Annotated in this window: 16 protein-coding genes and 1 pseudogene; 12 read left to right on the top strand and 5 right to left on the bottom strand. The window is 74.5% G+C overall.

What is annotated here, in order from left to right:
• Positions 1 to 89: 89 nt before the first annotated feature.
• Positions 90 to 2815 (bottom strand): annotated as a pseudogene (gene aceE / locus F3L20_RS20710) (pyruvate dehydrogenase (acetyl-transferring), homodimeric type).
• 415 nt (positions 2816 to 3230) lie between these two features.
• Here aceE and F3L20_RS20705 point away from each other — a divergent pair.
• The 4 genes from F3L20_RS20705 (at position 3231) to F3L20_RS20690 (ending at position 6887) form a co-directional block, all read left to right on the top strand.
• The gene (locus tag F3L20_RS20705) at positions 3231 to 4457 is read left to right on the top strand and encodes a macrolide family glycosyltransferase (protein WP_150155639.1); all 1227 of its coding nucleotides are present in this window, start codon (positions 3231 to 3233) and stop codon (positions 4455 to 4457) included.
• Between the two features lie 3 nt (positions 4458 to 4460).
• Positions 4461 to 4949 (top strand): hypothetical protein, encoded by a 489-nt coding sequence (locus F3L20_RS20700; protein WP_150155638.1) that lies wholly within the window; start codon positions 4461 to 4463, stop codon positions 4947 to 4949.
• Positions 4946 to 5878: a hypothetical protein gene (locus F3L20_RS20695; protein ID WP_150155637.1), complete on the top strand. Its 933-nt coding sequence runs from the start codon at positions 4946 to 4948 to the stop codon at positions 5876 to 5878. Before F3L20_RS20700 ends, F3L20_RS20695 begins: the two co-directional genes overlap by 4 nt.
• Positions 5879 to 6014: 136 nt before the next feature.
• Positions 6015 to 6887, top strand: a complete 873-nt coding sequence (locus tag F3L20_RS20690) for an endonuclease/exonuclease/phosphatase family protein (protein ID WP_150155636.1) — start codon at positions 6015 to 6017, stop codon at positions 6885 to 6887.
• Between the two features lie 53 nt (positions 6888 to 6940).
• On the opposite strand, the gene F3L20_RS20685 is transcribed toward F3L20_RS20690, so the two are convergent.
• Entirely contained in the window at positions 6941 to 8425 is a 1485-nt protein-coding gene (locus F3L20_RS20685; RefSeq protein ID WP_150157434.1) for an MFS transporter, read from the bottom strand.
• A gap of 261 nt (positions 8426 to 8686) precedes the next feature.
• On the opposite strand from F3L20_RS20685, the gene F3L20_RS20680 reads away from it, so the two are divergent.
• From F3L20_RS20680 to F3L20_RS20665, 4 genes are all read left to right on the top strand, one after another.
• Entirely contained in the window at positions 8687 to 9451 is a 765-nt protein-coding gene (locus F3L20_RS20680) for an ABC transporter ATP-binding protein (protein WP_150155635.1), read from the top strand.
• Between the two features lie 3 nt (positions 9452 to 9454).
• Positions 9455 to 11983 carry an FtsX-like permease family protein gene (locus F3L20_RS20675; protein WP_150155634.1) on the top strand — a complete coding sequence of 843 codons (2529 nt, stop codon included), beginning with the start codon at positions 9455 to 9457 and terminating at the stop codon, positions 11981 to 11983.
• Positions 11984 to 12099: 116 nt separating this feature from the next.
• Positions 12100 to 13371: a sensor histidine kinase gene (locus F3L20_RS20670; RefSeq protein ID WP_150155633.1), complete on the top strand. Its 1272-nt coding sequence runs from the start codon at positions 12100 to 12102 to the stop codon at positions 13369 to 13371.
• Positions 13359 to 14018, top strand: coding sequence for a response regulator (locus F3L20_RS20665; protein ID WP_150155632.1), 660 nt, complete (start codon positions 13359 to 13361; stop codon positions 14016 to 14018). Before F3L20_RS20670 ends, F3L20_RS20665 begins: the two co-directional genes overlap by 13 nt.
• Positions 14019 to 14077: 59 nt before the next feature.
• On the opposite strand, the gene F3L20_RS20660 is transcribed toward F3L20_RS20665, so the two are convergent.
• Complete coding sequence (locus F3L20_RS20660) at positions 14078 to 14728, bottom strand: FMN-dependent NADH-azoreductase (protein ID WP_150155631.1); 651 nt, start codon at positions 14726 to 14728, stop codon at positions 14078 to 14080.
• A 129-nt stretch (positions 14729 to 14857) separates the two neighbouring features.
• On the opposite strand from F3L20_RS20660, the gene F3L20_RS20655 reads away from it, so the two are divergent.
• Positions 14858 to 15211 (top strand): winged helix-turn-helix transcriptional regulator, encoded by a 354-nt coding sequence (locus F3L20_RS20655; RefSeq protein ID WP_145828347.1) that lies wholly within the window; start codon positions 14858 to 14860, stop codon positions 15209 to 15211.
• 101 nt (positions 15212 to 15312) lie between these two features.
• On the opposite strand, the gene F3L20_RS20650 is transcribed toward F3L20_RS20655, so the two are convergent.
• Together F3L20_RS20650 and F3L20_RS20645 are read right to left on the bottom strand one after the other, a co-directional pair.
• A complete protein-coding gene (locus F3L20_RS20650) occupies positions 15313 to 15660 on the bottom strand; it encodes a MazG-like family protein (RefSeq protein WP_150155630.1) in 348 nt (115 codons plus the stop codon).
• Positions 15661 to 15712: 52 nt separating this feature from the next.
• The gene (locus tag F3L20_RS20645; RefSeq protein WP_150155629.1) at positions 15713 to 16255 is read right to left on the bottom strand and encodes a DoxX family protein; all 543 of its coding nucleotides are present in this window, start codon (positions 16253 to 16255) and stop codon (positions 15713 to 15715) included.
• 128 nt (positions 16256 to 16383) lie between these two features.
• Between F3L20_RS20645 and F3L20_RS20640 the strand changes: the two genes are divergently transcribed.
• From F3L20_RS20640 to F3L20_RS20625, 3 genes are all read left to right on the top strand, one after another.
• Positions 16384 to 16710, top strand: coding sequence for a nuclear transport factor 2 family protein (locus F3L20_RS20640; protein ID WP_024887786.1), 327 nt, complete (start codon positions 16384 to 16386; stop codon positions 16708 to 16710).
• 102 nt (positions 16711 to 16812) lie between these two features.
• The gene (locus F3L20_RS20630) at positions 16813 to 17277 is read left to right on the top strand and encodes an SDR family oxidoreductase (RefSeq protein WP_240810719.1); all 465 of its coding nucleotides are present in this window, start codon (positions 16813 to 16815) and stop codon (positions 17275 to 17277) included.
• 254 nt (positions 17278 to 17531) lie between these two features.
• Positions 17532 to 18740, top strand: a complete 1209-nt coding sequence (locus F3L20_RS20625; RefSeq protein WP_150155627.1) for a S8 family peptidase — start codon at positions 17532 to 17534, stop codon at positions 18738 to 18740.
• The last annotated feature ends 82 nt before the right edge of the window (positions 18741 to 18822 follow it).

Here is an 18822-nt window from a genome sequence, read left to right as displayed (position 1 = left end):
CGGGATCACCATGCTACGCGCCGCCTCCACCAGGTGCGTCCGGGGCCCGGGCGTCCCGCACGGCACCCCGACGCGCACAACACACCGTGTCACCCGCTGGTTCCGGGCACCGGCTCGCCCGGGTCCTGCCACCCGTGAAGGGCCCGGGCCCGGACGGCCGTCGCGGGGGAGACCTCCCCGGCGCGCGCCAGCCGGTCCAGGGCCGCCACGACGATCGAGCCCGGGTCGACGCGGAAGTGGCGCCGCACCGCCTCCCGGGTGTCGCTCAGGCCGAAACCGTCCGTGCCCAGGGACGCGTAGTCCTGCTCGACCCACTGGCTGATCTGGTCCGGCACCTGCCGCATCCAGTCACTGACGGCCAGCACCGGACCCGGCGCCCCCGCGAGCGCGCGTGCCACGTACGGGACACGCTCCTCCCCGCGCAGCCGCGCCTCGTCGGCGAGCAGCGCGTCCCGGCGCAGCTCCGTCCAGGAGGTCACCGACCACACGTCGGCCCGCACCCCCCACTCCGACGCCAGCAACTCCTGCGCCTGAAGCGCCCAGTGGATCGCCGTCCCCGACGACAGCAGCTGGATCCGCGGCCCTGCCTCCGGCGACGGCGCCTCCCGGTAGCGGTAGATGCCCCGCAGGATGCCCTCCTCCACCGAGGGGCCGGACGGCATGGGCGGCTGCCGCTTCGACTCGTTGTAGACGGTGAGGTAGTAGAAGACGTCCTCGGGCCGCTCGCCGTACATCCGGCGCAGCCCCTCCCGGACGATCACCGCGATCTCGTAGGCGAAGGCCGGGTCGTAGCTGACCGCCGCCGGGTTGGTGGACGCCAGCAGGTGCGAGTGCCCGTCGGCGTGCTGCAGGCCCTCGCCCGTCATCGTGGTGCGCCCGGCCGTCGCGCCGACGACGAAGCCGCGCCCCAACTGGTCGGCCAGCGCCCAGAACTGGTCGCCGGTGCGCTGGAAGCCGAACATGGCGTAGAAGATGTACAGCGGGATCATCGGCTCGCCGTGCGTGGCGTACGAGGTCGCCGCCGCCGTGAACTCGGCCAGCGAACCCGCCTCGGTGATGCCCTCGTCGATGAGCTGTCCGTCCTTCGCCTCCCGGTACCGCAGCAACTGGCCGGCGTCGACCGGTTCGTAGGACTGCCCCTCGGGGGCGTAGATGCCCGCCGTCGGGAACAGGGACTCCATGCCGAAGGTGCGGGCCTCGTCCGGGACGATCGGCACCCAGCGGTGCCCCGTTCCCTTGTCCCGCATCAGGTCCTTGACCAGCCGGACCAGCGCCATGGTGGTCGCCACCTCCTGCTTGCCGAAGCCCTTCCGCAGCGCCTCGAAGGCGCCCGGCGGCGGCTCCGGCAGGGGCCGCGCCACGACCCTGCGCTCGGGGACCGGTCCGCCCAGGGCGGCGCGCCGCTCGCGCAGGTAGCGCACCTCGGGGGCGTCCTCGCCCGGGTGCCACAGCGGCACCTCGCCGCCGTCCAGCGCACGGTCGGGGATCGGCAGGTCCAGCCGGTCGCGCAGCTCGCGGAAGTGCGCCGTGGTCAGCTTCTTCATCTGGTGGTTGGCGTTGCGCGAGGCGAAGTCCGGGCCCAGCGTGTGCCCCTTCACCGTCTCACCGTCTGCGCGAGGACCACGGAGGGGGCTCCCCGGTGCTCGACGGCCCTGCGGTAGGCGGCGTACACCTTGAGTGGTTCGTGGCCGCCGCGCGAGGCGCCGAACAGGTCGGCCAGCCGGTCGTCGTCGAGCCCGGCCGCGACGCCGGAGAGGGTGTCGCCGGTGAAGAAGTGCTCGCGGACGTAGGCGGCGTCCCGCGCCGCGTACGTCTGCAGCTGGGCGTCCGGCACCTCGCCGAGCCGGCGCACCAGGGAGCCGTCGGTGTCCTGCCGGAACAACGGGTCCCAGGCCTCGCCCCACAGCGACTTGACCACGTTCCAGCCCGCCCCGCGGAACCGCGCCTCCAGTTCCCGCACGATCTGCGTGCCGGGCCGCACCGGGCCGTCCAGCTTCTGCAGGTTGCAGTTGACGACGAAGGTGAGGTTGTCCAGCCCCTCTCGGGCCGCGAGCGCCAGCGCCGCGGTCGACTCGGGCTCGTCCATCTCGCCGTCGCCGAGGAACGCCCACACCCGGGAGGCGGAGGTGTCCTTGATGCCCCGGTGGTGCAGATAGCGGTTGAACCTGGCCTGGTGGATCGCGGCGAGGGGGCCGAGGCCCATGGACACGGTCGGGAACTCCCACAGCCACGGCAGCCGCCGGGGGTGGGGGTAGGACGGCAGCCCGTGGCCGTCGGCCTCACGCCGGAAGCCCGCCAGGTGCCGTTCGTCGAGGCGTCCTTCGAGGAAGACGCGGGCGTAGACGCCGGGCGACGCGTGTCCCTGCAGGAACAGCTGGTCGCCGGAGCCGTCGCCGTCCTTGCCGCGGAAGAAGTGGTTGAACCCGATCTCGTACAGCCAGGCGGCGGAGGCGTACGTGGAGATGTGGCCGCCGAGGCCAAGCGCCGAGCCGCGGCTCACCATCGCCGCCGCGTTCCACCGGTTCCACGCGGTGATCCGGGACTCCGTCGCGAGGTCGCCGGGGAAGTCCGGCTGCGCCCACGCCGGGACGGTGTTGATGTGGTCCGTGGTCAGCAGGCCGGGCACGGTCAGCCCCGACCGGGCGGCGTGCTCGTGCACCCGGCGCAGCAGGTACACGGCCCGGTCGGGACCCGCGTTCCGCACGACCGCGTCGAGGGACGCCCGCCACTCGGCGGTCTCCTCGGCGTCACGGTCGGGCAGTTGGTCGAGCTCGCTCGCCGCGGAAAGCTCCGGGAGCCGGAACGGGTCACTCATGGCGCATTTCCTTCGAGTCGCACAGGCGGGCGCGGGGACACGCCCGGGCGGCCCGTTGCCCCGCCGGCTGTCCGGCGGCGGCGCCCGCGGCCGCTCACCCGTACGACCGGCCCGCGTCCCGCGCTGTGACAGCGCGGGACGTGACGCCCGACACGTCCCCCGGCCCCCGCACGGTGCCACCCCGGCACGCGCTGTCACAGACGGGACGGCTGTCCGGTCCATCAGGAGAACGCGAACGCGTCGACCGAGTGAGGAGAGAGGACGAAACGATGAGTGGCTCGGGTCTTCGAGACCTTCCCCGGCCCGCGACACCTCCGCCCGGGGGCGTGACCGGCTGCGGGCGTGCCGGTGCCGGGTATCCGCCGGACCGGCGCGGTCGCGGCGGCCGGCACGGCTACGGTGCGGGGGCCGCACGGTGAGCACCATCGCGTTCTTGAACGTCCCGCTGCGCGGTCACATCAACCCCACACTGCCGGTCGTGGCCGAGCTGGTGCGCCGCGGCCACACCGTCACCTACCACACCACCGCCGCGTTCGCGGAGGAGACGGCCGCCGCCGGCGCCGTCGTGCACCTCTACCCGGGGGACGGCCCGCCGCTCGCCGGTCCGCCGACGCCCGTCACGCTGCTGGAGCAACTCGCCCGCACGGCCGTCGAACTGCTGCCGTCCGTGCTCCGCGACCTGCGGCACATCCGGCCCGACCTGATCGTCCACGGCGCCGCCTGCCCCTGGGGCCACGTCGCGGCGAGCGAACTCGACGTACCCGCGGTGTCGGTGTTCACCACCATGGCGTTCGGCCCCGGCGCCCCCAGCCCGACGCGCCCCTCGGCCGAACTGCTGGCCAAGGCCCTGGCCCGGCCCCGCAGCCTCCTGGGCTACGCCCGGGCACGAGCGCTGCTCGCCCGCCGCCACCGCACCCGCGGGCTGCCGCTGGTCGACCTGGTGAACGTACGGCAACCGCTCAACCTGGTCTTCACCTCGCGCGCCTTCCAGCCCGGCGCCGGCTCCTTCGCCCGCACCTACCGCTTCGTGGGCCCCAGCGTCGGCGCCCGCCCGCACGATCCCGCCTTCCCCCTCGACGGCCTGCGGGCCCCGGTCCTGTACGCCTCCCTGGGCACGGTCTTCGACGCCGGACCGCGGGCACTTCGGGGGTTCGCCACCGCACTCGCGCCGCTCGGCGGCACCGTGGTCCTCGCCACCGGACGCACCGACCCCGCGGCCCTCGGCGCGCTCCCGGACAACGTGCTCGCCCGCCGCTTCGTTCCGCAGCCCGACATCCTCGGACAGGCCGCGCTGTTCGTCACCCACGGGGGCATGAACAGCGTCAACGAGGCCCTGTACGCGGGCGTCCCCGTGCTGGTGGTCCCGCAGGGCGCGGACCAGCCGCAGGTGGCCCGCCGGGTCGTGGAACTCGGCGCGGGGCTGTCCGTCCGCCCCGGGGACGCCACCGACGCGACGGTGCGCGCCCTGGCCCGCCGCCTGCTCACCGAGCCGCGCTTCCGGCAGCGGGCCGCCGCCCTGCGCACCGCCCAGCGACAGGCCGGCGGACACCGTCGCGCCGCCGACGAGATCGAGTCCCGTCTGCGCACGCCGGCCCCGGCGGACGAACCCCGGACAAAACCCTCACAGGAGCGGGAGCACTGAACCATGTCACCCCTCGTCCTCACCCTGGTGGTGCTCGCCGGGCTCTCCGAGGCGGCCGGGCGGATCCTGCCCCTGGTGGCCCGCCGCCGGACGGTGTCGCCCCCGGTCGTGGCCGGACTGCTGCTCACCGGCACCGCGGTGGAGAGCGCCATGATAGCGCTGTGGCCGCTCACCGCCTGGACCCTCGCCGAGATGCTGCCGCACGCCACCGAAACGGCCGCCGCGCCCGGCTGGACGGCCGCACAGGTCGCGCCGATGCTGCTCGGTGCCGTCATCGCGTTCCCGCTGCTGGGCCCATTGCTGCACCTGATGCTGCTGACCGGGGTGGGCGCGGGACTGGTCGGCCCGGTCGCCGCGGCGAGCGGCGTGGGCGGCTGGGCCGCCGCGGGCTGCGTGGCCGTCGCGGGAGTCGGACTGGCCGCGGCCGTCGAGGCGGTACGGCGCCTCGTCGGCCGGATCGGCACGAACGCGACGCGGGAGCTGCCGGCATGACCTGGTTCCCGCTCGTCGCCCTGGTGCTGGGGCCGCTCCTGCTCGTCGAGGCGCTGCTCGCCCGCTACGAGGTGATGCTGTACACCGCCGGCTGGCGCACCCCCGTCACCGACCTCCCGCCCGGCCTGCCCTACGCCCGGGGCGCCGGCCCCGACCGACCGCCCGCCGCCTACCTGGTCTACCTCGACGGCATCGGCAAACGGCGCTTCACCGACACGCGCGACGGCGGCCAACTGGTCAAGGCACTGATCGCCGCCGCCCCGGAACTGCGGGTGCTGGGACAGGTGCAGCCGTACTCGCCGCTGGCCGCACCCCTCGCCGACCGGCCGGTGTGGGTGCGGATCCGCAGACACGCCGGACTGCTGCTGTTCCTGCACAACGTCATGCAGATCTTCGTGGCCGCCGACCGCCGCTACCGTCCCCTCTACAACCGCGCCGTGGGCGCCCAGATCGCCGGCCAGCTGCGGCGGGCCGGATACCGGCCGCACAGCGGCGTCCCCGTCGTGCTGCTCAGTTACAGCGGCGGCGCCCAGGTCGCCACCGGCGCCGTACCCGAACTCCACGCCCAACTGCGCTCCCCGCTGCTGCTGATCACCCTCGGAGGTTTCCACAACGGCGCCAACGACCTCTCCGACGCCCTGCACCTGCACCGGCTCACCAGCGCCCACGACCGGATCGAACGGGTCGGCACCTGGCTGTTCCCGCAGCGCTGGCCCCTGCTGCGGGGCAGCGGCTGGAACCGAGCCCGGCGCGCCGGACGAGTCACGGTGCACCGCATGGACCCGGCCACCCACCTGGGCAGCCGCAGTTACATCAGCCCTCGCTCCCACCGCCCCGACGGCCGCAGTCACCTGGAGCACACGACCGACACCGTGCTGGCGCTCATCCGCACGGTCACCGCAAGCGACCGGCCGTCAGAACCGGGGTGAGGAACGGCGTTCCGGGGACCACGGGGCCCACGCGCAGGGAAAGGATCGGCCAAGGCACCCGGCCGCCGACCCCGCCTGTGCTTCCATGCGAGGACGCACCGACCCGTCAACAGCGCGTCCGCGCACAGGAGAAGGCATGCAGCCCGGTTCCAGACCTCCCGCCCGCCCCGCCCGCGCCGTCGCCGTGCTCCTCGCCGCCGTCCTGTCGCTCGCCGCGGCGCCGGCCGCCGCTGCGGAGGAGGCATCCGCGTCCGGTTCCGTGCCACTCCGCGTCGCGACGTACAACATCCACGCGGGGGCGGGGGAGGACCAGGTCTTTGACCTCGACCGCACCGCCGCCGCCCTGCGTGGCCTGCGCGCCGACGTCATCGGGCTCCAGGAGGTCGACGTGCACTGGGGCGACCGCAGCGCGTTCGCCGACGAGGCCCGCGCGCTCGCCGGGAGGCTGCGCATGCGGGTGTTCTTCGCGCCGATCTACGACCTCGACCCGGCCGTCGAGGACGGTGAGCGCCGGCAGTACGGGGTGGCCGTACTGAGCCGCCACCCGGTGCTGTACGCCGAGAACCACGAGATCACCCGTCTGTCCACCCAGACACCCGACCCGGTGCCCGCCCCGGCGCCGGGCTTCGCCGAAGTGGTGATCCGGGTGAAGGGCGTACCCACGCACGTCTACACCACGCACCTCGACTACCGGGCCGACCCGTCGATCCGCGCCGCCCAGGTGGACGACATGCTGGAGGTGCTGGCCGCCGACCGGGGACCGCGGATTCTGGTCGGTGACTTCAACGCCGAGGCGTCGGCACCCGAGTTGGCGCCGCTGTGGCACACCCTGCGGGACGCCGCCCCCGACGCCGGCCCCACCTACCCGGCGATCGAACCGGAGAAGCGCATCGACCTGATCACCGTCTCGCACGGCGTCGCCGTGACCGGTGCCCGCGTCCCGGAGACCGACGCGTCGGACCACCGACCGGTCGTCGCCGACCTGCGTCTGCCCCGCAAGGGGCGCTGACCGCGCGACGAGAACCGCTCGCCGGGCGCGTCACACCGACCGACGGCGTGGCCTCACCCCGGCGGGGCGCCCGCCCCGCCGCCCTGGAGGCGTTCCAGGTCCGAGGGACGGACCTGGATCGCCACCACCGCGACCAGCGCGGCCAGGCCGGCGAAGACCGCCGCCGTGACGAACGCGGCGGAGACCCCGGAGGTGAGCACCTCGGCGCCCCACGGCGCGGGCAGTTCACCCGTGCGCTGGAACTGCAGCCGCTCGGCCGGGGTCGCCTGTTCCAGGAAACGCGGGACCTGTTTCTCCGCCTCGTTCCGGCTGGCGGTGCCGTACATCGTCACCAGGATGGACAGCCCCAGGGAACCGCCGACCTGCTGGGTGGCGTTGAGCAGACCCGAGGCGGCGCCGGTCTCCTGCACGGGCACGTTGGACAGCGCCATCAGGGTCAGCGACACGAACTCCATGCCCATGCCGAGGCTGAAGACCAGCATCGGACCGAGCACACTGCCGGCGTACGTGGAGTGCACGTCCGTGAGGGTCAGCCAGCCCAGGCCCGCCGCCGCCAGGAGGCCGCCGCCCACCATGAACGGCTTGGGCCCGTACACCGGCAGGAACCGCGAGGCCAGCCCGGCCCCGATCGCGATGACCGCGCTCACCGGGAGGAAGGCGAGACCGGCCCGCAGGGGGCTGAACCCCAGCACGTTCTGCACGAACAGCGTCAGGAAGAAGAACATGCCGAACAGCGCCGCCGCCAGGAACAGCATGATCCCGTAGGTGCCCGCGCGATTGCGGTCCGCGAACATGTGCAACGGCGTGATCGGCTGCCGTGATCTCCGCTCGACCATGACGAACCCCACCAGGACCACGACCGCCACCGCGAACGAGGCCAGGGTGAGCGGGTCCCGCCAGCCGTCCTGCCCGGCCCTGATGAACCCGTACACCAGCAGCACCATGCCCGCGGTGGACATCAGCGCGCCGGTGAAGTCGAAGCGGCCCGGGTGGCGTTCGGACTCCTTGATCCAGCGCGGGGTGGCGAAGGCGATGAGCAGACCGATCGGGACGTTGACGAACAGCACCCACCGCCAGTTCAGCCACTCGACGAGGACGCCGCCCGCCAGCAGGCCGATCGCGCCGCCGCCCGCCGAGACCGCGGCGAACACGCCGAAGGCGCGGTTGCGTTCCGGCCCCTCACGGAAGGTCGTGCTGATCAGTGCGAGGGAGGTCGGGGAGGCGATGGCGCCGCCCACACCCTGCAGCGCCCGGGCCGCCAGCAACTGACCCGAGTTCTGCGCCAGCCCGCCCAGCAGCGACGCCAGCACGAAGAGCAGCACACCGAAGATGAACACCCGCCGTCTGCCGAGGATGTCACCGGCCCGGCCGCCCAGCAGCAACAGGCCGCCGAACGTGAGGGTGTAGGCGTTGACCACCCACGACAGACCGGTGGTCGAGAAGTCGAGGTCGCGCTGGATGTGCGGCAGCGCGATGTTCACGATGGTGATGTCGAGCACCACCATCAGCTGACACGAGGCGATGACGAACAGGGCCATCGCGTTGCCGCCGCCGCGGCCGCCCTGGGCGGTGTCCTGCGCGGAGGCCGCCGGTCGCGGACTTTCGGTCATATCGGGTCGCCCTTCCGGGAGTCCACCGTACGACCGTACGCGCGCCCCCCGGAGGCCACCACTCGATCACCAAGGCCCCGGACGGTAGCGCCTGCACCACCTGAAGCCGGTCGCCGGCTGCATGGGCGGCGGGCCGCCGCCCCTCTAGCGTCGGTGGGGTCCCGCACAGCTTCACCCGGAAGGCCCACCATGGCACTGACCCCGGACGGCGTCGCCGTCGGCCTCGAGCGCGTGCGCAAGACCTACGGCGGTGAACAGCCGGTCGTGGCGCTCGACGACGTGAGCGCCGTGTTCCCGCGCGGCACCGCGACCGCCGTGATGGGGCCCTCCGGATCAGGCAAGAGCACGCTGCTGCACTGCGCGGCCGGGCTGGACCGGCCGGACTCCGGGCGGGTGCGGATCGGGGACACCGACCTGTCGTCGATGTCGGAGAAGCGGCTCACCGAACTGCGGCGCGCCCGGGTCGGGTTCGTGTTCCAGGCGTTCAACCTGGTGGGCGCGCTGAACGTGGAGCAGAACATCCTGCTGCCGTCCCGGCTGTCGGGCCGGCGGCCGGACCCCGCCTGGGTCGACGAGGTGATCCGGCGGGTCGGCCTGGGCGAGCGGCTCGGGCACCGGCCCGCACAGCTCTCCGGCGGCCAGCAGCAGCGCGCCGCGATCGCCCGGGCCCTGGTCACCCGGCCGGAGGTGATCTTCTGCGACGAGCCCACCGGGGCCCTCGACACCCGCTCCGCCGCCGCCGTCCTCGACCTGCTGCGGTCCGCCGTCGACCAGTACGGGCAGACCGTCGTGATGGTCACCCACGACCCGGTCGCGGCATCCTACGCCGACCGCGTGCTGATCCTGGCCGACGGGCGGATCGTCCGGGACCTGGAGCGGTCCGGGCCCGAGCGGATCGCCGAACAGCTCGCGATGCCGGGCCTCCGCCGGCCCGCGGCGAGCCGGGAGGGCTGACGCGTGCTCCGACTGGCCGCGCAGACACTGCGGTACCGCAAGAGCGGCTTCCTCGCCACGTTCGTCGCCCTCTCCGTGGGGGTCGCCGTCCTGATGACGTGCGCCCTGCTCATGGAGTCCGGGTGGCGGTACAAGGGCGATCCGCGGGGCTACGGGGCGGCGGTCGCCGTGGTGGCCGACCGGGACCTGACCGTCGACGGGCCGACGCTGTTCGGCGAGACCGAGCGGACCACCCTGGTCCTGCCCGAACGGGGCAGCGTCCCCGGGGCACTGGCCGCCGAGCTGGCCGAGGTGCCCGGCGTGGCCCGCGCGGTGGGCGACCGCCGGCTCGTGGTGGCCACGACGGCCGCCCCGGAGCTGCCGACCACCGGTCACGGCTGGTCGAGCGCCGCACCGGCCCCTTACCGGCTGGTGGCCGGCGGCCCGCCGCGCTCGGACCGGGACGTCGCCGTCGACGCCCGCATCGCCGACGGCACCGGGCTCGCCCCCGGCGGGACCACACAGGTGATCACCGGCGGAGTGAGCCGCACCTACCGGGTCAGCGGTGTCGTCGACGCGGGCGGGACGGCGAGCGGCCCCGCGGCGCTGTTCTTCACCGACGCCCACGCCGCCGCACTGGACCCGCACCCGGGCCGCTTCGACGCCATCGGCGTCCTCACCGCACCGGACGCCGACCGGGACACCGTCCTCGCCGCCGTACGCCGGATCGCCGACGCCGCGGGCGCCACCACGTACACCGGTGACGCGCGCGGACTGGCCGCCGAGCCCGAGGCCGCCACCGCGCGGGCCCCCACGCTCGGCGCCGGTGGCGCGTTCGCCGGTTACGCGGCGGCGATCGTCGGCTTCGTGGTCGCCGGGACCGTCGGCCTGTCCGTACGGCACCGGCGGCGTGACCTCGCCCTGCTGCGGGCCGTCGCCGCCACCCCGGGCCAGGTACGGCTGATGCTGCTCGCGGAGGTCGGCCTGCTCGGTCTGCTCGCCGCCGTCGTCGGTGTCCCGGCCGGGCTGTTCGCCACGGGCCTGGTCCGCGGCGAACTCGTCTCCCGGGGCTTCGTGCCGGAGAACTTCGCCGTCCAGGGCGGAGCGCTGTCCGCCGCGGCCGTCACCGTGGCCGTCGCCGCCGTGGCGCTGCTGTCCGCCTGGACCGCCGCGCTGCGCGTGACCCGGATCCGCCCCACCGAGGCGCTCGGGGAGGCCGCCGTGGAACCCGGCTCCGGCAGCAGGGCGCGCCTGGTGAGCGGGCTGGCGTGCCTCGCCGGGGCGGCCTCCCTGACCGTCCTCACCGGCGCCGCCGACGGGCAGAGCGCGCTGGGCGCCGCGATGGGCATGCTCTACACGTTCGTACTGGGTGTCGCCCTGCTCGCGCCCTGGATCAACCAGGGGGCGGCCCGGCTGCTCGGGCCCGTGCTGCGCGCCGTGTGGGGGAACAGCGGGTACCTCGCCGCCGCCAACCTGCGCGCCAATGCCCGCGGCATGGTCGCCGTGCTCACCGCGCTGGTGCTGTCCGTCGGCCTCGGCGGCACCGTCTGGTTCCTCCAGGACAACCTCGAACGGCAGACGGTCACCCAGAGCCGTGACGGCACCCTCGCCCAGTACGCGCTGACCGCCGGCGCCGGACTGCCCGCGTCCGCCGCGGCCGAGGCCCGCCGGATCCCCGGGGTGCTCGCCGCGACCGGCGTGCGCCGCACCTCGGTCGTCGTGCCCGACCGGCTGGAGCCGCAGACCGTGCCCGCGCTGGGCATCGACCCTCGGGGCGCGGAACGGACCCTGGACCTGCGGGTGCGGTCCGGCAGCCTCGGAGACCTGCGCGAGAACACCGTCGCCGTGTCCACCACCCGGGCGGACGCCGCCGGCTGGCGGCTGGGGGACCGGGCCCGGCTGTGGCTCGGCGACGGCACCCCCGTCACCCTGCGCGTCGTCGCCCTGTACGAGCGCGGCTGGGGCTTCGGCGACGTCACCCTGCACCGGGACACCCTCGCCGGGCACACCGTCACCGGCCTCGACGACCAGGTCCTCGTCCGCACCGCCCCGGACCCCGGGGCCGAGCGGGACCTGGCCGGGCTGGCCCGCCGCCACCCGGGCGGCGCGCTGGTGGACGCCGGCGCTCTGACCGGCGCACTCGCCGAGGACGTCGCCGTCAGCGGCTGGCTCAACAAGATGCTCGTCGCCGTGCTGGTCGGCTACGCGGTCCTGGCCGCCGCCAACACCCTCGTCATGGCGGCGCTGGCCCGCACCCGGGAGCTGTCCCTGCTGCGCCTGGCCGGCGTCACCCGCGGCCAGGTCAGGCGGATGGTGCACGCCGAACAGGCGGGTCTGCTGGGCGTGGCGCTGCTGATAGGGGCCGGGATCGCCGCCGTCACCCTCACCTCGGTCGTCCGTGCCGTGACCGGGGCGGGCGTACCCCATGTGCCCGCCGCCGGCTGGGCGGTCCTGCTGGGCGGGACGGCCGTGCTGGCGCTGCTGGCCACGGTGCTCCCGGTCGGCCGGATCCTGCGCACCGCCCCCGTCGAAGGCATCGGCGTCCGCGAGTGAGCGCACGTGCCCGGGCCCGCACCCGCCCCGCGCCCCCCGGCCGTGGGCGCCCGTCGGCCGGACGCGTCGGCGGGCCGCGGCCCGGGCGTTCTATCCTCCGTGCCTGGGAGGTGCGGATGGTGGTGACCCACGACCGCCCGGCGGACGTACGGCCGGGGCGGCGCCGGGCCGGGTCCGCCCGCGCCCGGGCGGCGCTGGACGCGCTGGAGCACCTCGTCGGGGGCCTGGGCACCGGACTGCTCGCCCTGCTCGCGACGCTGTGGCTGGCCCTGACCGCGGCGGCCTGCCTCGTCGGGGTGGGCCTGTGGCTGCTGCCGTCCGCCCTGCACGCGGTCCGTGCCGTCGCCGACCGGGAACGCGGCAGGCTCTCCCGCTGGGGTCCGGAGATCGTCGGCCCGGCGCCGCCGCCGTCCGGGCTGCGGGCGATGCTCGCCGACCGCGCCCTGCGCCGCGAGGTCCGCTGGGTGGCCACGCACACGGTGCTCGGCCTGTTCCTCGGGCTGATCGGGGCGACGCTGCCGCTCAGCGCGGCCCACGACATCAGCTTCCCGCTGTACTGGCGCTTCCTGCCGGAGAGCGAGGCCACCTCCGCCGTCGGCTGGTGGACCGTGCGGGACTGGCCCGGCGCCCTGGCCATCAGCCTGGTCGGCGCCGCGCTGGTCGGCGTCGTCCTGGTGTGCGCCCCCGCCCTCGCCCGCCTCCAGGCCTGGCCCGGACGGCGGCTGCTGCGCCCCGACGCGGGCACCGACCTCGTCCTGCGGGTCGCCGAGCTCACCGCCACGCGGGCGGCCGCGCTGGACGCCCACGTCACCGAACTGCGCCGCGTGGAAAGGGCGTTGCACGACTGCACACAGAATCGCGTCGTCGCCGTCACCGTGCTGCTCGGGGCCGCCCGGCGCGCCCTCGCCCGGAACCCGGAGGAGGCCGCGGCCCTGCTGGACCGCGCCCAGGACGCCGCCGAGCAGGCACTCACCGAACTGCGCGCGGTCGTCCGCAGCATCCTCCCGCCGGTCCTCGCCGACCGGAGCCTGCCCGACGCCCTCACCGCGCTGGCGGCCGGCTGCCCGGTGCCGTGCCGGGTCGACGCGGACGTCCCCGCGCGGTGCCCGGCGGCGGTGGAGGCGACGGCGTACTTCGTGGTCGCCGAGGCCCTGACCAACATCGCCCGGCACAGCGGCGCGGGCGAGGCGTGGGTCGCCGTCCGCACGGCGGGCGGCCTGCTGCGCGTCGAGGTCCGCGACGACGGCCACGGCGGCGCCGACGAGCGGGGCGGGTCCGGGCTCACCGGCATCCGCCGCCGGGTCGAGGCGCACGACGGAACACTGGAGCTGGCCAGCCCCCGGGGCGGCCCCACCACCCTGAAGGTGACCCTGCCATGCGGATCGTGATCGCCGAGGACGACGCCCTGCTGCGCGAAGGGCTGGCGCTGCTGCTGCGCGCGGAGTCCCTGGACGTGGTGGCCACGGCCGAGGACCCCGGCGGCTTCCTGGACGCCGTGGACGCGCAGCGGCCGGACGTCGCCATCGTCGACGTGCGGATGCCGCCCACCCACACCGACGAGGGGATCACCGCGGCGGTGGAGGCCCGGCGGCGCCTGCCCGGCCTCGCGGTGCTCGTGCTGTCCGCCTACGTCGAGCAGGCGTTCGCCGGCGACCTGCTCGCGCAGGGCAGTGCCAGGCTCGGCTATCTGCTCAAGGAGCGGGTGGGGCGGGTCGAGGAGTTCCTCGAGGCGCTGTACCGGGTGGCGGACGGCGGCACCGCCATCGACCCGGAGGTGGTCGCCCAGCTGCTGACCCGTGGCAGGCCCGACACCCGGCTGGAGCGGCTCAGTCCCCGGGAGCGGGACGTGCTCGCGCTGATGGCGGAGGGACTGGGCAACGCGGCCATCGCCGAACGGCTCGTCGTCAGCGACGGCGCCGTGCACAAGCACATCCGCAACATCTTCGCCAAGCTCGACCTGCCCCCCACCGACCGCACCGACCGCCGGGTCGCGGCCGTCCTGCACTTCCTGGAGGACACCCGCCGCCGCGGCTGACCCGGCACGGCCACCTGGCGGGTTCCGCCGCACCTTCGCGGCGCACCCGGTGAGGTGTGTCAGGCCGCCTGCCGGTGCCCGAGGGCCCGGGCGCGGGCGGTCGCGTCCTGGTGGGCGCGCTCGCGGGAGCTCTCGAACAGCGGGACCAGGTCCGCCATCGCCGGCACCCGCGGAGCCATGGTCAGCTCGGGGACGATGAAGTCGACGTCGAGCCCCATCATGTCCCCGAGCACCGCGCGCAGGTAGTTCTGCACGTACTCGTAGCCCTCGCGGGGCGTGCCGGGGGCGTAGGAGCCGCCGCGGCTGGCGACCACGGTGACGGGGGTGCCCTTGGCGGACGGCGCGTCACCCGCGGTGCGGCCCACCAGGATCACGTTGTCCAGCCAGGCCTTGAGCGTGGACGGGATCGTGAAGTTGTACATCGGCGCGCCGATCAGCAGCGCGTCCGCCCGCTCGATCTCCTCGATCAGCAGCAGCCGCCGGGCGAGTGCGGCGGCCTGCTCCGGGGTGTGCTCCGCGGGGTCGGTCACGGCCGCCAGGTGGGACTCCGCGGTCAGGTGCGGCACGGGGTCCGTGGCGAGGTCGCGGTGGATCACCGTGCCCTCGGGGTGCTGCTCCTCCCACGCCTGGCGGAAGGTCCGCGCCACGGCCCGCGACGCGGAGGCGGAGGCCGGGAAGACGGAGGAGTCGATGTGCAGAAGCGTGGCCATCTGGGGTTTCTCCCATGGTCGGAGGAGCGGAGACGTGTGTCACGTAACCGCTGCGGATTCGTACTGGACTATGAATAACACAGGTACTTACCTTTTTTCACCTCCTGTGGACGGCGGTACCCTGAGGGCATGGCGGCGGAGCAGGTACACGGGACAGAGGCGTGCAAGAAGGTCGACGGCGGTATCACGCGTGTGTTCCAGCTGCTCGGCAAGCGGTGGACCGGCCCGATCGTGGCCGTGCTGGTGGAGCAGCCCGCCTACTTCGCCGAGCTCCGCAGGGCCATCCCCGGCATCAGCGAGCGCATGCTCTCCGACCGGCTGGCCGAACTGGGCGCGGCGGGACTGCTGGTCCGTGAGGTCGACGAGGGTCCGCCGCTGCGGGTCGCGTACCGCCTCACGGAGTCGGGGGCCGCGCTGGAACCGGCGTTGAAGGAACTGGGCAGGTGGGCGGAGACCCACCTGCCGGAGGACACTTCCTGCTGAGGAGGCGCCGCGTACGGCGGCGGGCGGCGGGACGGCCGCGGGGGTCACGCCCCCATGGGCGGCCCGTGGAGGTCACGCCGCCACGGGCCGACCGCGGGTGTTCACGCGCCCAGTGACCGCTCGGTGATGCGGTCGAGGTGGCGGGCGAAGACGTCCCGCGCCTCCGGGGTGAGGGTGCGCAGCGCCACCAGGGCCGTGACGGCGACGTCGCACAGCTCGGCCCGCACGTCGTCCCAGCTGTGCGTGACGCCCTTGCGGGGGTTCTGGCCGGTCACGCCGACCAGCGCCTGCGCGACCTCGCCGACCTCCTCGGACAGCTTCAGGACGCGCATCAGCAGACGCTCGGGGCCGTCGACGGGACTGTTCGCGTCCAGCCAGCCGCACAGTCCGTCGATGGACTCCCACAGACCCGCGGCGGAGGCCGGCGGGGAAGACAGGTGCTCGCTCATGGGCGCAGAGCCTGGCACAGGCCACCGACAGTGCCCGCCCCGCCGTGACGCGCTACTCGAACAGCACGCCCTGCTGACCCTCCCGGGCCTTCCGCAGCCGCCGGCTGCGCGCCCCCACCGCCACCGCCGTGGCCGCCGCCGTCGCCGCGAGGGCCGCCGGGACCATCCAGCTCCGGTCGGCCGTGTGCCCGAGCAGGTGGTCGAGGGAGAGCCGGCCCGGTCCCGTCACCGCGAGACCCGCCGCCGTCAGGCCCAGGGACGCGGCGTACTCGAAGCCGCCCTCCTGGTTGAAGAAGCCGTTCGGCGCGTGCACGGCGGAGGCGCCCGCCATCGCCCCGGCCGCCGCCGCACCCGCCGCCGGCGTGGCCAGCCCCAGCGCGAGCAGCAACCCGCCGCCGGTCTCCGCGAGGCCCGCCGCCGTGGCGCTGACCTTGCCGGGCGCGTACCCGATGGAGTCCATGAACTGGCCGGTGCCCGCGATGCCGCCACCGCCGAACCAGCCGAACAGCTTCTGCGAACCGTGCGCGGCGAGCACCCCGCCGGTTCCCAGCCGGAGCAGCAGCAGTCCCAGGTCACGTCGGTCGTAACAGGTCACGTCGTCTCCCCGTGCACGGTGGTCTGGCCCCGACCACCGTCCCACCGGAGCCGTGGGCCCGGCCCGCCACCGGCGCCGATCGGGTGACGCGGGTGGCGGGGGCCGGGCATCGGTACGAATCTGACGGCATGACCATTCAGATCACCCGCCTCAGCGACCCGGCCGTCCGCGCCTTCGTCGCGGCCGTCAACAACCATGACCGGGAGGCGTTCATGGCCCTCCTGGCGCCGGGCGCCACCATGGCGGACGACGGCACCGAGCGCGACCTCGCCGAGTGGACCGACCGGGAGATCTTCTCCTCGCACGGCCACATGGAGGTCGACAACGAGTCCGACGGCGGCCGGCGCCTCGTCGCCCGCTACAGCAACGACACCTGGGGCGAGATGCGCACCAGCTGGTCCTTCACCGTCGACGACGACGGCCGCATCTCCCGCTTCGAGACCGGCCAGGCCTGACCGCCCGGCAGACGGCTCACCGCGGCGGACAGTGCGGCGCCGGAGAGTCGCCCGTAGGCGTGCAGGGCCCACAGCACCGGAGTCGTCCAGCGGCTGAACACGATGTCCACCACCGGGCTGACGGTGCAGGTGTTCATGTTCATGGTGGCCGGGGCGACGGGGAACGTCGGCCGGGAACTGGTCCGTTCCCTCGCGGCGGACGGCGAGCGGGTGACCGCGGCGTCGAGGGGGACCACGGCCGCGCGGGTACCGGACGGCGCGCGGCCGGTGCGCGCGGACCTGACCGACGAGGCGGGTCTGCGCGAGGTGCTCGAGGGCACCGACGCGCTGTTCCCGGGGAACGAGGGCGCCTCCGCCCACCTGATCGACCCGCACGCCGTCGTCGAGACCACCCTCGGCATCCTGGGCGAGCCCGCCGATGCCGAACTGCGTCCCGGGCTCGGCGTCCAGGACGTCCTCGGCCGCCCGCCGCGCGCCTTCGCGACTGGGCCCGGCGTCACGCGGACCTGTTCCGCTGACCTCCGGCGACGCCCCGGAACGCGAGAGTCCGAAACACCGGCCGGGTGAGGGTTGGGTGAGGGGATGGTCACGAATCTCGCCCAGGCGCTGGTTGGCGCGTTCAAGCACCCCGCTCAGCTCGGCTTTTGCCGAGCGGTTGGCTCCGGCATGGGCGGACGTTGTGGAGATGTGCCCTCGCACGGCGTCCGCCGCCACCGGCCGCCATTGATCTGACCGCGACAACTGGTCAGTCTTCTCGTCAGCCTCCCCGTGACGTCGCGCCGGAGGTCAACCCCCCACACCTGACGAGGAGATCCCTCTTCATGACGCATCGGATGCGCACCGTCGCACTGAAGGTCACCGCCGCCGCCTGCGCGGTGACCGCCGCGAGCACGGCAGCCCTCTTCGGGGCGGCCTCCGCCCAGGCGGCCCCACCCGCCGAGGGCACCGTCCTCGGCCTCGGCGCCGCGAACGCCGTCGCCGGCAGCTACATCGTCCTGCTGGACGGGAGCACCACGTCCGCGGACCGCGAGGAACTGGCGCAGGAGTACGGCGGCGAGCTCAGCCGGTCGTACACGGCGGCCCTGAACGGGTTCGCCGCGGACGGCCTCAACGCGACGGAGGCCAAACGGCTCGCCGCCGACCCGGCCGTCGGCGCCGTGGTCGCCAACCGCACCTACCGCACCACCGCCACCCAGGAGAACCCGCCGTCCTGGGGCCTGGACCGCATCGACCAGGCGGACACCGCGGGCGACAGCGCGTACACCTACCCCGACCAGGCCGGCGAGGGCGTCACCGCCTACGTCATCGACACCGGCGTGCGCATCACGCACCAGGACTTCGAGGGCCGGGCCCGCCACGGCTACGACGCCGTCGACAACGACGACAGCGCCGACGACGGCAACGGCCACGGCACGCACGTCGCCGCCACCATCGCAGGGGCGGAGCACGGCGTCGCCAAGAAGGCGAACGTGGTCGCCGTCAGAGTGCTGGACGACAACGGTTCCGGCACCACCGAGCAGGTCGTCGCCGGCATCGACTGGGTGACCGAGAACCACAAGGGCCCCTCCGTCGCCAACATGAGCCTGGGCGGCGCCGCCGACCCCGCGCTCGACGCGGCCGTGCGGAAGGCCATAGCCTCCGGCGTCACCTTCGCGGTCGCCGCCGGCAACGAGTCCGCCGACGCGAGCCAGGGATCGCCCGCCCGGGTGCCCGAGGCCCTCACCGTCGCCTCCAGCACCGAGGACGACGCCCAGTCCGGCTTCTCGAACTTCGGCGAGTCGGTCGACCTGTACGCGCCGGGCTCCGACATCACCTCGGCCTGGAACGACAGCGACACCGGCACCAAGACCATCTCCGGCACCTCGATGGCCTCCCCGCACGTGGCCGGCGCCGCCGCCGTCTACCTGACCGGCCACCCCGACGCCGACCCGGCCGCCGTCGCCCAGGCGCTGACCGAGGGCGCCACCGCCGACGCGATCGGCAACCCGAGCACCGGCACGCCCAACAAGCTGCTCAAGGTCACCGAGTAGCACCGCACCGCACGGGCGCACACCGGCGCCCGGCACCGGGGCCACAGGGGAAACGTTCCTCTGTGGCCCCTTTCGCGTCATG

Source organism: Streptomyces tendae (assembly GCF_008632955.1).
Lineage (GTDB): Bacteria > Actinomycetota > Actinomycetes > Streptomycetales > Streptomycetaceae > Streptomyces.
Note: the sequence above shows the minus strand (reverse complement) of the source record. Positions and strands in the feature narration are given on the sequence as shown.

What these genes read in the sequence shown, in the direction of transcription:
- F3L20_RS20700 (WP_150155638.1), top strand. Translation starts at nt 4,461, where the DNA reads ATGTCACCCCTCGTCCTCACCCTGGTGGTGCTCGCCGGGCTCTCCGAG.
- F3L20_RS20695 (WP_150155637.1), top strand. Translation starts at nt 4,946, where the DNA reads ATGACCTGGTTCCCGCTCGTCGCCCTGGTGCTGGGGCCGCTCCTGCTC.
- F3L20_RS20690 (WP_150155636.1), top strand. Translation starts at nt 6,015, where the DNA reads ATGCAGCCCGGTTCCAGACCTCCCGCCCGCCCCGCCCGCGCCGTCGCC.
- F3L20_RS20685 (WP_150157434.1), bottom strand. Translation starts at nt 8,425, where the DNA reads ATGGCCCTGTTCGTCATCGCCTCGTGTCAGCTGATGGTGGTGCTCGAC.
- F3L20_RS20680 (WP_150155635.1), top strand. Translation starts at nt 8,687, where the DNA reads ATGGCACTGACCCCGGACGGCGTCGCCGTCGGCCTCGAGCGCGTGCGC.
- F3L20_RS20670 (WP_150155633.1), top strand. Translation starts at nt 12,100, where the DNA reads ATGGTGGTGACCCACGACCGCCCGGCGGACGTACGGCCGGGGCGGCGC.
- F3L20_RS20665 (WP_150155632.1), top strand. Translation starts at nt 13,359, where the DNA reads ATGCGGATCGTGATCGCCGAGGACGACGCCCTGCTGCGCGAAGGGCTG.
- F3L20_RS20660 (WP_150155631.1), bottom strand. Translation starts at nt 14,728, where the DNA reads ATGGCCACGCTTCTGCACATCGACTCCTCCGTCTTCCCGGCCTCCGCC.
- F3L20_RS20655 (WP_145828347.1), top strand. Translation starts at nt 14,858, where the DNA reads ATGGCGGCGGAGCAGGTACACGGGACAGAGGCGTGCAAGAAGGTCGAC.
- F3L20_RS20650 (WP_150155630.1), bottom strand. Translation starts at nt 15,660, where the DNA reads ATGAGCGAGCACCTGTCTTCCCCGCCGGCCTCCGCCGCGGGTCTGTGG.
- F3L20_RS20640 (WP_024887786.1), top strand. Translation starts at nt 16,384, where the DNA reads ATGACCATTCAGATCACCCGCCTCAGCGACCCGGCCGTCCGCGCCTTC.
- F3L20_RS20630 (WP_240810719.1), top strand. Translation starts at nt 16,813, where the DNA reads ATGTCCACCACCGGGCTGACGGTGCAGGTGTTCATGTTCATGGTGGCC.
- F3L20_RS20625 (WP_150155627.1), top strand. Translation starts at nt 17,532, where the DNA reads ATGACGCATCGGATGCGCACCGTCGCACTGAAGGTCACCGCCGCCGCC.